The organism is Azospirillum sp. RU38E (genome assembly GCF_900188385.1).
GTDB lineage: Bacteria > Pseudomonadota > Alphaproteobacteria > Azospirillales > Azospirillaceae > Niveispirillum.
In genome coordinates this window covers 1-14,861 of sequence record NZ_FZOI01000017.1, presented here as the reverse complement: position 1 = coordinate 14,861, position 14,861 = coordinate 1, and the positions used below count along the sequence as shown (strand labels likewise).

Here is a 14,861-nt window from a genome sequence, read left to right as displayed (position 1 = left end):
TTGACAGGCCAGACAGCAGGCGCTGTCTGGCCTGTCTGCGTTTCAATCGCTGCTGCTCATCAGGCAGGAACGCATAACTGTCTGGAAATCCATCATTTTAAGCGCCGGGCTGTAATCCCTGCGGCTTACCATGATCAGATCCCATGGCGTGTCAGGCGGGTCCACCGGCAACATCGCTATGCCCCCGCTGTTCAGTCGGCTGCGCACCATGATATGGGGGGCGACCCACCATGAATCTGAACCGGCAACACGCTCAAGGCTTAGATGTGTGGACTCCACGGTTAATGCAGGACGCGGAACCCGCATAGTGGCGGCGGCGGCCAATCGTTCAATATAGGCGGCACCGCGCGGATAATTCAGCGTCGCAATCTGCGGATAACCGGCAAGATCATCAAACGCCACACTCTGCTTGCTGGCAAGCGGATGTCCTGACCTTACCACAATGACATTCCGATCCTGCCCAACCGTTATCTTTCTGACAAGATGGGCGCTGTTCTCTGCCGGTGAGGTAGAATAGAACAGGTCGATGTCGCCCCGCATCAACAATGTGCATAAGTACGCGAAATCACCGCGTTCGACCTTGATGGGCGTGGTCGGATAGCGCTGCTGGAATGCGTTAAGCGCCTCCGGGACCACGCTTTCCAGGAAGGTCGGCGTAGCCCCGATAGAGAGAGAGCCGGTGCGCACATCGCCTGCGGAGGCGACCGCATCGTCCAGCCGCCGCGCGGCGGCAAGCACTTCCTGCACATAGGGCAACAGGTATTTCCCCTGCTCCGTCAATACAACGGACTGCCGGTCGCGATCCATGAGCCGCAGGCCCAACTGGGACTCCAACTGGATGATGCTTTTACTGATTGCCTGCTGCGACAGATTCACCTTCTCTGCCGCCCGGTGGAAATTCAGGGTTTCCGCAACGACCGCGAAATGGCGCAGAACGCGCAGCCTCATGTCCACTCACCGATTTGGTTGTCACGAAAAGTGCAATATTTGTTTCTCTCGCCACACCGATCATCAATACCATGATGTTAGCTTTGAACAACGACGCCTGGGATACAAGCCTGATGTATCTGGCGGCGTTCGATCGCTTCTTTGGCCGTCACGTTGACGGCCTCATGTAATAGCCGCCATTCGCGGCCATATTCGCAATCCGTCTATCCACCTCTGTCCGACTGGCGAAATCGGCCGGAACCGGGAGCATTTGATGAAGATCGCTGCCAAGCTTTGTCTGGGATGCATGTCGTTCGGAACCAGCCTGTGGCGTCCCTGGGTACTGGATGAACCGGCGGCAATGCCCTTGCTGGATAAGGCTGCGGACCTAGGCATCCGTGCATTTGACACTGCAAATGTCTATTCCGGGGGCGAGAGCGAGCGCATCTTGGGAAGGTTCATCCGCTCTCGTGGCTTGCGAGACGAAGCGTTTATCGCAACAAAGCTGTATTACGACACTCCAGACCGACTTGGTCAGAAGGGCCTGGGTCGCAGCAACATCATTGGCTCAACGGAAGCTTCTCTCCAGCGGCTTGGTGTTGACCGCATTGATCTGATGCAGATCCACCGTTGGGATGACGACACGCCGATCGAGGAAACGCTGGAAGCCTTTGCGCTGTTGATTGAACAGGGAAAGATCGGTGCGTTTGGTGCCTCCAACCTCTCTGCGTGGCATCTGGCCAAGGCGGAGATAGCTGCAGCACGCCTTGGCTTGCCGGGCTTTGGTGCGGTACAGCCGCATTACAACCTGATCTACCGCGAGGACGAACGCGATTTGATCCCCCTGTGCCATGAACAGGGCATAGCACTCCTGCCGTGGAGCCCACTGGCGCGGGGACGACTGGCAAGAGGGGCCGCCCAATCAGCCCGGTCACAAGCGGACGACGTGGCGACATCGCTTTACGGTCAGAGCGGAGAGACCATCATCAACGTCCTCCAGGGCGTGGCGGACCAGTTGGAACAGCCGCCCGCCGCTGTGGCGTTGGCTTGGCTGATCGGCAAGGGCACGACGCCGATCTTTGGGGCCACGCGACCGGAGCAGATCGAACAAACGCTTTTGGCCACGTCCATCAGTCTGACCGACGAACAGGTGGCAGCACTGGAGGCCCCCTATACAGCGCTGCCCATCGTAGGGCTGCCACAAACGGCAAAGAATCAGACACCGACCGCGACGCTGGCGCGCATCATGGAAGGACAGAAGCAATGACAGCGACGGTTACAATCACCAAGGGGTACGCCGACACGCAAGAAGGGCAACTCCACTATCGCACCTGCCCCAGCGGTGATCCGTCGGCAGCACCGATCCTGTTCTTTCACCGTGCTCCTGTTTGCTCCGGTTCTTTCGATCAGGTGCTGAAGCGGTTGTCAGGATGGCGGCGGATGGTGGCGTTCGATACGCCGGGCTTCGGACAATCCTACACGCCGGATGCCGGAACGCCGATAAGCCGCGTTGTGGATGCGTTCGTGCAAGCGGTGGAGGGGCTGGGGATCAACCGATTTCACCTTGTGGCGCACCATTCCGGTTCACATTTTGCCTCCGAATTGGCATTGCGTCTGCCGGGGCGGGCGCTGTCCTTGATGCTGGACGGTGCCATGGTCGCTTCGGCGGAAGAGCGGGCCAAGGTCACCCCCGCGGCGACGCTGCCGACCATCGACCCGCAGGGCGGTTACATTGAGGCGGCCTGGAAATTCCTTCTGCCCTACTACACTGTCTTTGACGAGCGTTGCATCCACAATGAGTTCGTGGGTGCCATGGCCAGCACCTTTACCCGTGCCGCCACCATGGACATGGTGCGCGCCCATGATCTGGGGGGTGTCATCGCGGGGTTGGATTGTCCCATCCTGGCGTCTGCCGCTGTTGACGATGTCTTCGTAGCACACCTCGATAGGATCGCCGCGCTGGCGTCACAGTCCATCATCCGCCGTTATGGCGCTGCCGGGATTGCCTCACCAGCGCTACAGACAGAGGTCTTCTGCGATTTGGTCCGCGAAAGCGTGGGTCGGGCGGAAGGCTGAAGCACCACATCACCCAGCAGCACACTGCCCGTCCGTGAATGAGGGACTGGCGGCAACGCCATTCTTTTATCCTGAAGGAGCTGTCCCAGATGCAGGTCGACTTCGACGGTTTTGCGGGCATCAGACTGATCGGCGACGCGATTGGCCAGCCGAGCGACCCCGCAATTCTATTGCTGCATGACATTGCGCAGACACGCGAGACGTGGCGCAAAGCAGCCGATGCGCTGGTCAGGACCGGTCGTTACGTCCTGAACATGGACCTGCGTGGGCATGGCGACAGTGAATGGCCGCTGGACGGCCAGTATAGTATCGACGCTTTCTCCAATGATCTTCGGGCCTTGTTGGCCCAGATGAGCCGGCGCCCCGTCATCATCGCCCATGGCGTGACCGGCTGGCTTGTCTTGCGCGCGCTGGCGACGGACGCTCATAAACTGGTCGGCGGCCTGATCCTTGTCGACCCGGTATCGTCATTTAGTGCCGACATTATTGGCAATTGCGACCCCCGCATTGCCGGTACGCTGGATCTGACCTCGGCCATCGGCATCCTGTCTCGAAACGCGTCGGGGTTTAGCATTCCGGTCAGCATCATATCGGGTGACAAGATAGAGCGTGACGTCCACCGGGTTTCCGACGGGCTGGCACCAGCCACCGTTGACGGCCCGGCAGACCACACTATCGCGCTGGAAAGCCGTGTCCCAAGCCTGACAAACCTGATTGATAGCATCCAGACCGATCTGGCCTGCATGTATCGACAAGGCGGCAGCACTCGGACGCTACGGGACATGATGGGATGTTTTGCCACGGGGGTCACCGTGGTGACGGCCATGGCACCGAATGGTGAGCCAATTGGTTTCACCGCCAACAGCTTCACCTCCGTGTCACTGGACCCGCCGCTGCTTCTTGTTTGCATCGTGAAGAATGCACAGCGGGCACAAAGCTATACGAATGCAGGCCACTTCGCTGTCAATATCCTTCAAGCAGATCAACAATTAATTTCAAATCACTTTGCCATGAAGAAGGACGATAAGTTCACAGATGTTGCGTGGCGAAGGGGGGAATATGGCAATCCAATTATATGCGGTTCGCTTGGTCATTTTGAGTGTGAAAAATTTAATATAGTTGAAGCTGGTGATCACTACATCCTTATCGGCCGAATTCTTAACGCTTCGTTCGAATCGTGGCGCGATCCACTCATCTACTACAGGGGTAAATATCGGGGCTTGGACTTTAAGTAAAAGTCCCCGCAGACGTGCTTCAGCGATGCGCCAAGCCGTACAAAAAAAATCGGGAGGCTTGTGAGCATGACATCTGGGAGACAGAAGAGATGGCCAATCATTACAATGTGCACAGGCCGCTGCTGCTTGCATCGGCCATTATATGCACCAGCCTGCCGGCAGGGGCACAGAGTGACAATCTCGTGCTGGAAGAGATAATCGTCACAGCGCAGCGCCGTGAACAATCGCTCCAGGCGACACCTGTGGCGGTTACCGCCCTTGGTGCCGCCGCACTGGCCGATCAGCAGATTACCAGTGCCGACGATCTTTCTTCCATCGTCCCCAACCTGACCATCGCCGCAACATCCGCCAGCAGTTCCACTGTGTCGATCGGCCTGCGCGGCGGGTCGGAACAAACGGGTGGCATGGTAACGTCGGAATCCGCCGTTGCCTTCTATGTGGATGACGTCTATCGCGGGCGTCTGGCCGGTTCCAACATGGAACTGTCGGATATTGCCCGGATCGAAGTTCTGCGCGGGCCCCAGGGCACATTGTACGGTCGTAACGCATTCTCCGGTGCGGTCAAGATTGTCACCCGCACACCGGGTGAGGAGGAGTGGGCGGAAGCGCAGGCGGGCATCGGATCCTTGAACGACATCCACGCCTCCGCCTCCTGGGGCGGTGACCTGATTGATGACAGCCTGGGCGCCTCGCTCTCCGTGCTGTTCCGCAATCGTGATGGTTATATCTATAACGAAGCGCTGGACCGGGACGTTAACCGCCAGCGCAATCTTGCCTTGCGCAGCAAACTGCATTTCTATGGCCGGGATGGTCTGAAGGCCTCACTGTCCGTGACACGCACCACCGACAACAATGATGGCGCGGCCAATCTGATCCCGGTCACCTGGTCAAAACCCTATCCAACCCTCGCCGCAAACAGCATCACGACCGAGGATGCGGTTCCGCGCGCAGGCTCCCGCTATGTCACCCAGTCGCCAGTGGAACCGGACGGCTATACCAAGCAGACAACCGTATCGCTGGACATTACATCCGACTGGGGCGACGTGACGGTACGGTCGATCTCCGCCTATGTCGGTACGGATGACGGCTTCACCTTCGACTTCTCAGGTGGCATCCGCAACGCCAATGGCAGCTATCGGGCCAACGGCCTGGTCCGCAACAGCGTGGCGTCGACGGACCAGTACAGCCAGGAGGTCCAGTTTCAAGGAGACGGGCTGGACGGCAAGCTGAACTGGATTACCGGGCTCTATTATTTCCGGGAGGACAGTGTTCAGGTCCTGCGCGACCAACTGGTCAGCGCCGCCGGCGCCCTGTCCATCCTACCGCAGACAATCGACAGCAGGACCGACAGCTATGCGGCCTTTTCCCAAGGTACGTATATGTTGACCGATAGGCTCTCGGTAACTGGGGGAGTGCGCTACACCAAAGACCAGAAGAAGTTGGATGGCACGATCCAGAGTTCAACGGCTCTGGCCCAGCTTGTGCCTGTGGTCCGCGAACCAAGCTTCAGCGCATGGTCGCCCAAGGTCGGCGTCGATTTCAAGTTGTCAGAGGATCTGTTCACCTACGCCTCTGTGTCCCGTGGCTTCAAGGCCGGGGGTTTCAATGGTCTTGCCGTTGCCAACCCAATCGTGTTCGGCACTGTGTATGACCCGCAAACCGTCTGGGCCTATGAGGCTGGCGTCAAGGCAACAATGCTGGATGGCCGCCTGCGCGCCAACCTCTCCGTCTATCGCAACGATCTCAACGACCTTCAGCAGACAGAACGGGTCGCGGCCAGTTCGTTCGCCATCCGTAATGTGGGCAATGCCCGCGTCCATGGTGCCGAACTGGAGCTGACCCTGAAGGCGGCGGAAAGTTTGGACCTGTTTGCGAACCTTGGCTTGATGGATGACAAGTACAAGTCAAAGAACCCACAGTCTGACAGCTTCACGGCGGGTGCCAACCATCTGCCTCTGGTTTACCCATGGAGCGTGCAGACGGGCTTCAGTTACGAGACACCGTCCTTCTGGCAGGAAATGGCCAAGCTCCGGTTGTCTGGTAACTATCAGCACCAGGGCGATTATTATTCAAACGTCAACAACTTCATCAAAAGCAAGCCCGTCGGACTGGTGAATGGCTCACTTGCCCTTCTGTCGGATGATGACAGATGGAGCCTGACGCTTGCCGGCAAAAACGTCCTGAACAAGGCCTACTACCTGACATCGGCGGTCACAACCTCTGTCGCTGTTGGTGAACCACGTACATGGACGCTGACCGCAGGCTACAGGTTTTGATGCCTGAGCAGACTTGGGCGCAACACCAAAGAATTCCGTCCCCAGTGATGCAGATGGGGATTCGCGACCTTAAGCACATGGCGCTGCTTTCAGCGCTTGGTCAAATTCTGGAAAGGGAGTTTAGCGTAAATGAGCGGACCGATATTGACGCGGCGTCAGGGTTTGGGACTTGCGGCCCTTGCCGCCTCTGCCAGTGCAATGGGTGGGCTGGCGACAACCGCGATCGCCGCCAACAAGCCTTCCTTCCTCACCAAGATTGATTTCAAGAACCCGGAATGGAATCGGGACAGCTATGCCCGGCTGGACATGGATCTCGACCCGACCAAGGAGAAGATCGGCTGGTTCCGGGGAAAGGTCTATGGTGTGCGCGACAATGAACCGGTGCGGCCATTGTTTATACTTGATGGCTTCAGTTTCGTGCGCTGCAAGCGGCTGGAAGATGGTTCCTATCGCCGTATGCTGCGAGAAATTGGCTTCTATCGTGATGTGAAGACCGGGGAAATCCTGAAGACGTGGCACAACCCCTACACCGACGAGGATGTGCGCGTTGTCCCCATTGCCAACGATCCATTCAACTACACGATCAGCGCCTTCCGGCAACCTCCCCCTTCCTATGGCGGATTGAATACCGAAAAGCGAGAGCCGGTTCCGTTCCTGCTGGACTGGCGATATGGTCCCGACGACACCGTCATTGTCAGCACCGATATCCACCTGTTCTATCCGAACGCATTGCAGCCGGACAAATGGCCACGTGAGTCCGCGGGTGCCTTCAACCGGGTGTCGGAGATGTTCACCTATATTATGAAGCGCCGCGATCTGGAAAACCCCGATCTGACGCATGTGAAGTCTGTCGGCCAATGGTCCCGGATCAACCCTTGGCTGCCGTGGATGTTGATGGGGCATGCGCCGGGCCATATTTCCTATTTTTGTTCATTTGGGGCCTATGACAGCGTTAACGATATCCCGGCTGATATCCGCGAGGCTGCCCGTGCCATGGACCCCAAATGGTTGGCTGCACCGACAGAGGATTATGGCCCCTCATTGTCCAGCCTGGAAAACTACGCACGCCAGCAGACGCCTGCGCCGGTGCCGGTCGGCTGGGTCCCGCCGCAGCCGCCGGCACCACGAACATTGCCTGGCAACAAAGGTTAGAAAACAGAGAACCGCGATTCCGTCTGCCGATCAATCCTGCAAAGGTCACGCCCCCTGATTCTTGCCGTAGCCGGTTTCGGGAGGCGCTGAATGAAGGAGGCCATGGGGTTGCCCTCTCCCATGGCCTCCTTCATGCGGACACGCTGGATTGATCAGACCCGCAGCAGGGTCTTGATGGCACGGCGTTCATCCATGGCGCGGTAACCCTCCGCCACATCCGCAATAGGCAGTTCCAGGTCGAAGACCAGACCCGGATTGATCTTGCGCTGTAGCACCAGGTCAATCAGGTGCGGCAGAAAGCGACGGACCGGGGCCGGGCCGCCCAGCATGCCGGTCTGGGAGAAGAACAAGGCCTGACCGTCCAGCTCCACCTCATGCGGCACCCCGACATAGCCGATCATGGCACCAGGCCGGGCGACACGGATCGCCTGCTGCATGCTCTCATTGGTGCCGACACATTCCAGCACACCATCCACGCCGATGCCCTTGGTCAGTTCCTTGATACGGGCGACACCGGCGTCACCGCGTTCAGTGACAATGTCCGTGGCGCCATAGGTCAGGGCCAGATCCTGGCGGGCCTTATGTCGGCTCATGATGATGATGCGTTCGGCCCCCATCTGCTTGGCAGCCAGCACGCCCATCAGGCCGACGGCCCCGTCACCGACAACCGCGACCGTGGAACCGGGTCGCGTGTTGGCGGCATAAGCAGCGTACCAGCCCGTCCCCAGAACGTCGGACGCTGCCAGCAGGCTGGGGATCAGATCATCTGGGGGCAGTTCGGGTGTGGCGACCAGGGTACCGTCTGCCAGCGGTACGCGGGCATAGGGGGCCTGGGCACCCAGCATGAATTCACGCTGTACGCAGGATGACGGGAAGCCGAAGCTGCAATGCGGACAGGTATTGTCCGACAGCGCGAAGGAGCCGACGACGAACTGTCCGGGCCGAATATTTTCTACCGCACTGCCAACCTCTACCACCACGCCGCAATATTCATGACCCATGGCGGTGGGCGCATCCATGCCCTGAATACCGCGATAGGGCCAGAGGTCGGACCCACAGATGCAGGTGGCCGACAGCTTGATGATGGCGTCGGTGGGTTTCAGGATTTGTGGATCGGGTACGGTCTCGTAACGCACATCGCGCGGACCGTGCAACACAGTGGCCAGCATGTCGGGCCTCCTTGGTGAAAGATTTCAGACTAAGGAACGGATACGCAGCGAGAAGGTGCCGCGCACCATCAGGGGGGCGATGCCGCCATCCAGGCGGCCCAGCCGGATCAGACCGTTTGACCAGCGGTATCCGGCGTAGAAGAAGACGAGATTGCCCCATGGCGCGTAATAGCAGAAGTCACCCGGTGTCTCGCCACCGAACCGGGCAGCACCGGCTTCTGTCAGTTTACGCGGCAGATAGGCGATCTTCTCGTTCGTGGCGTAATCGGTGATCGACAGGTTGTTCAACGGCAGGAGGGACAGCAGATCATGGGCCGAAGGATTGTCGTCCAGCGTGATTGCGAAGACCTGATCATCAAAGCTGCATTCAATCTTCATCTCATTGTCCTTAGCCAGAGCAAGCCGTGGCGACATGGCGACCGTCAGCATGGTGCCCACAATGGTGCGGCGGTAGAGCGACTTCATCAGCGTCTCCGTGTGTCAGCCCAGGCCGCAAGCCCGGTCAGGGTGGCGCCCAGCAACAGCAGGGCGGCAAAGGCAAAGGAACTCCGCCAGCCAGCATGGTCGAACAGCACACCGCCGATCGCGGCCCCCAGGGTGATGGCCAACTGGATGATGGCGACCTGCAGGCCACCACCTGCCTCTGCCTCTTCTTTCAAGGTGCGCGCCAGCCAGGTGCCCCAACCGACCGGGGCCGCCGTACCGACGAAGCCCCAGGCCACCAGCAGCAATGTGACCGGCATTGTCTGGCTTCCAATGACAATCAGCAGCACAGCCACGCCAGCCATGATCAGCGGAATGCCGACCAGGATCGAATAAAGCTGGTGGTTCAGCATGCGGCTGACGCACCAGGTCCCCGCCACACCCGCCAGCCCCATCGACAGCAGCACCAGTGACAAGCCATTGATGGAGAACCCAGACACGGCCTCCAGAAAGGGCCGCAGATAGGTGAACAGCGCAAACTGGCCCATGAACAACAGCAGGATCGCCGTCATGCCCAGCGCCACCTGCCGGCGGCGCAGCAAATGGAACACATCGCCACTCCGCGCCACCCGCTGTGGCGGCAGCGACGGTAGGCTAAGCCATTGCCAGCCCAGCGCCAGGATGGCCAGCGGTACCACGCAGAAGAAGGCCCCGCGCCATCCAATCATGTCGCCCAGAAAACTGCCCATTGGCGCCGAGATGGTGGCAGCGATGGCATTGCCGGCATTCAGCAGGGCAAGCCCGCGTGGCACGGCCTGTTCCGGCAGCAGGCGCATCACAATAGCCGTGGACATGGACCAGAAGCCGCCAATGGCGATACCCAGCAAGGCCCGGCCCATCATCAGGACCCCATGGGACGGAGCCAGGGTGACAATGTTGCCGGACAGGACCAGCAAGAGCGAGAAACCCACCAACACCAGCTTTCGATCCAGCCGCCGCGTCCAGCCCGCAATGAAAAGGCTGGTCCCGACGGCAAACAGTCCTGAGATCGATATGGCCTGCCCCGCCTGTCCCTCTGTCATCGCCAGGTCTCTGGCGATAGGTGTCAACAGGCTGACCGGCATGAATTCCGACGCGATCAGCACGGACACACACAGCGCCATGGACAAGACCGCACCCCAGGCGGGGTGTGGGGCGGTCAGTGTGTCGTCATAAGTCGGGTCCATGCATCACCAGTCATTCACGTCAGAGGATGAAGGTACGCCACCCTCGTTCCATGGATTAGACCGCTAAATCCGCATGAATTTATAAGTCCAGTCGATTAATGGCGATGATCACCCGGAACAGGGGAGGGGATGGGGGCGTTCCGGGCGATCACCGCCAGACCGGCAGACCTGCTTGGGTTCAGGTCAAACCGGCCTTTGACAGGGGCAGGCTGCGAATGCGCCGGCCTGCCAAGACGGAAGTAGCATTGGTCACGGCTGGTGGTACGGCAGGCAGACCCGGCTCCCCTATCCCTCCCATTGCCGCCCCACTTTCGATGATCCGCAGATGGACACGCGGCATGCGGTCGGGAGGCAGAATGGGATAGCCGTCAAAGTTCCGCGCCTGGGGCTGGCCATCGGCATAGACCACTTCCTCCAGCAGCGTCGTGGAAAGGCCCAAAGCCACAGCGGAGTTTATCTGTGCCTCCACAATGGCGGGGTTGACGATGCGGCCAGGATCAATGGCCACCCAGATATCATGCACCACCACCTCACCCGACCGCAGCGAGACCTCGGCAATGGCGGCCGCTTCACTGCCGAACGGAGAGGCCATGGCGACGCCGCGTGCCCGCCGGCTGCCATCGGTCGCCTGAAACGGGCCACGCCGCCAGCCGCCGGACAAATCCACCACCGCGTCCAGCAATGTCAGATGTCGGGGGCTGTGCGCCAGCAGACGCTGACGCAGGACCAGCGGGTCCTGTCCGCCAGCATCGGCCATCTCGTCAAAGAAGGTCTCATAGAAGAAATCATTCATGGAATGGCCGACAGAGCGCCAGAAGCCGATCACCGCCGGATCATCGACATGGATCTGCCCGACGCGCCGGTGCGGGATCGCATAGGGCTTTCCGGCGATACCCTCCACGGCGGAACTGTCCACCTTGCCAGGCTGCCGCCCGTACCAGCGGCCTGTCGCCCCCTCGCCAACCGCAACGGCGGACATAGCAACCGGCAGGCCCGCGTCATCCGGCCCGGCGCGGAAGCGGGCCACGCCCATCGGGCGCAGGGCATCTCGCAGAAACTCCTCCTCCCGGCTCCAGATCAGCTTGACCGGGCGGCCCGCCGCCTTTGACAGAAGGATCGCCTGCGGGAACGGGTTGGCCGACGCATACAGAAAGTGCCGTCCGAAGAAGCCACCCAGTATCGGTGAATGGATGAACACTCTTTCGGGTGTCAGACCCGCCACCTTGGCCGCCGCAGCCTGGAACATTTCCGGTGCCTGGTTGGGCAACCACAGGTCCAGCGTCCCGTCCTTGTTGAAGCGCGCCAGGGCAGACGGCGGCTCCAGTTGCCCATGGGCCAGATGCGGCGCCTCATAGGTGGCTTCCACCACCCGCGCGGCACCACGCAACCCGGCAGCCACATCGCCCTCCGTCTCAAAGGCGATGCCGTCGCCTTGCGTGGTCTTCAGTTTTGACCGGTGCGCCTGACTGGAGAAGTTAGCGGGCATCACGATCGCACCGGCAGGCTCTGCCCAGGTCACGGTCAGGGTCTCCACCGCCCGCCGGGCCCGCCACCAGCTATTGGCCAGGACGGCCACCGCGCCGGGCAACCGGTGGATTGAATGCACGCCCGGCATGGCGCGCACGTCCGCTTCGTTCGTCAGGCTGGCAGGTTCAAGTCCAAGGCGGGGAGCATGCTGAACGGCAGCGTGCAGCATGCCCTCCACCGACAGGTCGATGGAATAACGAGCCTGTCCTGTTGATTTCTCCAGGACATCCAACCTGGCAACCGGCTTGCCGATCCAGCGGAAATCAGCACCGGATCGCAAAGGGGCATCGGATGGCACCGGCAGCTTCGCTGCTGCCGCCGCAACGGCACCATAGTCCAGGGTGCGGCCGCTGCTGGCATGTATCACCTGCCCCGGCTTGGTCGACAAAGACGCGGCGGGCACACCCAGACGCTGGGCAGCCGCCTGTATCAGCATCAGCCTTGCAGCCGCCCCCAACCGCCGCAGCGTGTCGTAGCTCATCCGTACCGACATGCTGCCGCCCGTGAAGCGGGCACCCATGGTCAGCAGGTAATCCGGACCCGGCGGCGCACATTCGACAATGAACTGCGCAGGATTGACATCCAGCTCCTCGCCAACGATCTGGGCCATGGCGGTGAAGATGCCCTGGCCACCCTCGATGAAGGGGCTGCGGAACATCACTTTATTGTCGGGCCTGATTTCCAGGAAGGCGCTGACCCTTGTACCCGGCACGATCCTGGCTGCTTGCGCCCTTGCATTGCCGATCGGCAGAGCGACGCTGAGAACCAGGGCGCCTGCACCAGCGCCCAGAAATCCCCGCCGCGACAGTTTGGCCGGTTGGTCCGGCAAGGGTCCCCCGTGGGGTGCCAAGCGACGCATCATCATGATTTCACCCCGGCCACGTCACGGACGGCTGCGGCGATGGCATTATAGGTGCCGCAACGACACAAATTGACCATTGCCGCCGCGATCTCCTCCTCGCTGGGCTTGTCGGATTGCTTCAGAAGGGCGGTTGCCGTCATCACCTGACCGGACTGGCAGTAGCCACATTGCGGAACCTGATGCCTGACCCAGGCTTCCACCACCTCGCGGCCAACGGGATCATCGCTGACGGCTTCGATAGTCGTAACAGCTGCTCCAACCACTGCCTCGACAGGCGTCACACAGGACCGCGTCGCCTGACCGTCAACCAGCACCGTGCAGGCACCACATTGCGCCAGACCGCAGCCATATTTTGTGCCCGTCATGCCCAGTTCGTCACGCAGCACCCACAGTAAGGGGGTATCGGGCTCGATCTCGACCTGTTTTCTGTGGCCGTTGATGATCAGTTCCATGGTCACTCCCAGGCGCCAGCACAAAGACAGTGCCCTTATCGCTTCATCAAGGTAAGGCGGCGCCGTCATGCCGATTAGCCGGCTATACCCTCTTGCATTTATCGACCTGGCCCATAAATCTCAGCCTCAGATCGAAGGGACGAGGCTGTGGCGAAAGAGGATTTCAACAATCTGCTCTGGTTCCTCGCGGTGGCGGAGGAGCGCAGTTTCACCCGTGCGGCGGCGAAGTTGGGCGTATCGCAATCGACGCTGAGCCATACGATCAAGCAACTGGAAAGCCGTATGGGAATCCGGCTGCTGACCCGCACCACGCGCAGCGTGGCCACTACCCAGGCCGGCGAACGGCTTCGTCAGTCACTGGCGCCACGTATATCGGAGATTGAGGCTGAGATTGCCGCCCTGATGGAGTTTCGCGACAAACCCGCCGGCCGGGTTCGCATCACCTTATCCGATCATGCGCTGAACAGCGTGGTCTGGCCCAAGTTGAAACCGGTACTGGCCCAATACCCGGATATCGCACTTGAACTCTCTATCGATAACGGGCTGCGCAATATCGTGGAGGATGGGTTCGATGCGGGTATCCGGCTGGGGGAGAATGTCGAGAAGGACATGATTGCCGTCCGCGTGGGACCGGATTGGCGATTGGTGGCTGTTGCCTCTCCACAGTATTTTCTGTCGCACAAACAGCCGGTACACCCCCATGACCTGATCAACCATGACTGTATCAATATGCGGCAATCGACCATGGGCGGTCTTTATGCCTGGGAGTTTGAGAAGGATGGACAGGAACTGCGCGTCCGCGTGGACGGACAACTGACATTCAATACAAGCTACGCCATGATTGACGCGGCGCTGAATGGCTTTGGCATCGCCTATGTGCCCGAGGATATGGTCACCCAGCATATCGCGACGGGCGATCTGGACCTTGTACTGGATGATTGGTCGCCCCACTTCCAAGGATATTTCATCTATTACCCCAGCCGCCGCCAGAACCTGCCGGCCTTCCGGGTCATTGTGGATGCCCTGCATGAAAAGGCGTCTTGACCAGATGAAACGTAACGCTCCGGTGAGCACCGTCTTGCGGATTTGGGTTAGGGCTTTGAGATTTGCGTTGTCGTGCAGGAGTGAACCGCGCCGGTAGTCCCACCGGTGCCGATGGCGCCGGTGATCGAAGTGGTGATGGCACGTGGTGCTTGCGTGCGCTTGGCCAGGGCGGTTGATCCGGCGCTGACGGTGACGGAGTTGCGGACGATGGCGGGGCTGGGGACGCGATGTGGGTCGATACGCACAGGGTAAGTGCGAGTACCGCAGCCCACCCGGATCGTGCCCCCCCCTGCCCTGTCGGCCAGTCCGTCGCCTTGCGATATGGTTGCGTCATCGGCCAAGTCCCTGCTCCATCGCTACGCGCCACGGGAATAGCCCGCGATCACCACGGCTGATATAGTACTACAGTTGCGGTTATTGATTTATCGTGATTCCCTGTGCCTTCGGGATATGGAGGTTGAGGCATGGGAGTATCGGATTGGTCTGGGACGT

The 14,861-nt window shown here is 60.1% G+C and carries 12 protein-coding genes; 6 read left to right on the top strand and 6 right to left on the bottom strand.

Going from position 1 to position 14,861, the window contains the following annotated elements; translation table 11 throughout:
• Window positions 1–42 precede the first annotated feature (42 nt).
• Window positions 43–948, bottom strand: coding sequence for a LysR family transcriptional regulator (locus CHB97_RS20850; protein WP_089289948.1), 906 nt, complete (start codon window positions 946–948; stop codon window positions 43–45).
• A 253-nt stretch (window positions 949–1,201) separates the two neighbouring features.
• Between CHB97_RS20850 and CHB97_RS20845 the strand changes: the two genes are divergently transcribed.
• The 5 genes from CHB97_RS20845 (at window position 1,202) to CHB97_RS20825 (ending at window position 7,666) form a co-directional block, all read left to right on the top strand.
• The gene (locus CHB97_RS20845) at window positions 1,202–2,194 is read left to right on the top strand and encodes an aldo/keto reductase (RefSeq protein ID WP_089289947.1); all 993 of its coding nucleotides are present in this window, start codon (window positions 1,202–1,204) and stop codon (window positions 2,192–2,194) included.
• Window positions 2,191–3,003: an alpha/beta fold hydrolase gene (locus CHB97_RS20840; protein ID WP_143271088.1), complete on the top strand. Its 813-nt coding sequence runs from the start codon at window positions 2,191–2,193 to the stop codon at window positions 3,001–3,003. Before CHB97_RS20845 ends, CHB97_RS20840 begins: the two co-directional genes overlap by 4 nt.
• Window positions 3,004–3,092: 89 nt before the next feature.
• Window positions 3,093–4,238 carry an alpha/beta fold hydrolase gene (locus tag CHB97_RS20835; protein ID WP_160106100.1) on the top strand — a complete coding sequence of 382 codons (1,146 nt, stop codon included), beginning with the start codon at window positions 3,093–3,095 and terminating at the stop codon, window positions 4,236–4,238.
• Window positions 4,239–4,327: 89 nt separating this feature from the next.
• A complete protein-coding gene (locus CHB97_RS20830) occupies window positions 4,328–6,514 on the top strand; it encodes a TonB-dependent receptor (RefSeq protein WP_089289944.1) in 2,187 nt (728 codons plus the stop codon).
• Between the two features lie 129 nt (window positions 6,515–6,643).
• Window positions 6,644–7,666 carry a DUF1838 family protein gene (locus CHB97_RS20825; protein ID WP_089289943.1) on the top strand — a complete coding sequence of 341 codons (1,023 nt, stop codon included), beginning with the start codon at window positions 6,644–6,646 and terminating at the stop codon, window positions 7,664–7,666.
• Between the two features lie 152 nt (window positions 7,667–7,818).
• On the opposite strand, the gene CHB97_RS20820 is transcribed toward CHB97_RS20825, so the two are convergent.
• The 5 genes from CHB97_RS20820 to CHB97_RS20800 form a co-directional block, all read right to left on the bottom strand.
• The gene (locus CHB97_RS20820) at window positions 7,819–8,835 is read right to left on the bottom strand and encodes a zinc-dependent alcohol dehydrogenase family protein (RefSeq protein WP_089289942.1); all 1,017 of its coding nucleotides are present in this window, start codon (window positions 8,833–8,835) and stop codon (window positions 7,819–7,821) included.
• A gap of 24 nt (window positions 8,836–8,859) precedes the next feature.
• The gene (locus CHB97_RS20815) at window positions 8,860–9,300 is read right to left on the bottom strand and encodes a cyclophilin-like fold protein (RefSeq protein WP_244559641.1); all 441 of its coding nucleotides are present in this window, start codon (window positions 9,298–9,300) and stop codon (window positions 8,860–8,862) included.
• Entirely contained in the window at window positions 9,300–10,484 is a 1,185-nt protein-coding gene (locus CHB97_RS20810; RefSeq protein WP_089289941.1) for an MFS transporter, read from the bottom strand. Before CHB97_RS20810 ends, CHB97_RS20815 begins: the two co-directional genes overlap by 1 nt.
• 178 nt (window positions 10,485–10,662) lie before the next feature.
• Entirely contained in the window at window positions 10,663–12,876 is a 2,214-nt protein-coding gene (locus CHB97_RS20805; RefSeq protein ID WP_089289940.1) for a xanthine dehydrogenase family protein molybdopterin-binding subunit, read from the bottom strand.
• Entirely contained in the window at window positions 12,873–13,325 is a 453-nt protein-coding gene (locus tag CHB97_RS20800; protein ID WP_089289939.1) for a (2Fe-2S)-binding protein, read from the bottom strand. Before CHB97_RS20800 ends, CHB97_RS20805 begins: the two co-directional genes overlap by 4 nt.
• A gap of 147 nt (window positions 13,326–13,472) precedes the next feature.
• On the opposite strand from CHB97_RS20800, the gene CHB97_RS20795 reads away from it, so the two are divergent.
• On the top strand, window positions 13,473–14,369 hold the full coding sequence (locus CHB97_RS20795; RefSeq protein ID WP_089289938.1) for a LysR family transcriptional regulator: 897 nt from the start codon (window positions 13,473–13,475) through the stop codon (window positions 14,367–14,369).
• The last annotated feature ends 492 nt before the right edge of the window (window positions 14,370–14,861 follow it).

Coding starts and splice junctions, on each gene's coding strand:
- CHB97_RS20840 (WP_143271088.1), top strand. CDS start 2,191: ATGACAGCGACGGTTACAATCACCAAGGGGTACGCCGACACGCAAGAA.
- CHB97_RS20850 (WP_089289948.1), bottom strand. CDS start 948: ATGAGGCTGCGCGTTCTGCGCCATTTCGCGGTCGTTGCGGAAACCCTG.
- CHB97_RS20820 (WP_089289942.1), bottom strand. CDS start 8,835: ATGCTGGCCACTGTGTTGCACGGTCCGCGCGATGTGCGTTACGAGACC.
- CHB97_RS20805 (WP_089289940.1), bottom strand. CDS start 12,876: ATGATGATGCGTCGCTTGGCACCCCACGGGGGACCCTTGCCGGACCAA.
- CHB97_RS20810 (WP_089289941.1), bottom strand. CDS start 10,484: ATGGACCCGACTTATGACGACACACTGACCGCCCCACACCCCGCCTGG.
- CHB97_RS20825 (WP_089289943.1), top strand. CDS start 6,644: ATGAGCGGACCGATATTGACGCGGCGTCAGGGTTTGGGACTTGCGGCC.
- CHB97_RS20800 (WP_089289939.1), bottom strand. CDS start 13,325: ATGGAACTGATCATCAACGGCCACAGAAAACAGGTCGAGATCGAGCCC.
- CHB97_RS20830 (WP_089289944.1), top strand. CDS start 4,328: ATGGCCAATCATTACAATGTGCACAGGCCGCTGCTGCTTGCATCGGCC.
- CHB97_RS20845 (WP_089289947.1), top strand. CDS start 1,202: ATGAAGATCGCTGCCAAGCTTTGTCTGGGATGCATGTCGTTCGGAACC.
- CHB97_RS20815 (WP_244559641.1), bottom strand. CDS start 9,300: ATGAAGTCGCTCTACCGCCGCACCATTGTGGGCACCATGCTGACGGTC.
- CHB97_RS20835 (WP_160106100.1), top strand. CDS start 3,093: ATGCAGGTCGACTTCGACGGTTTTGCGGGCATCAGACTGATCGGCGAC.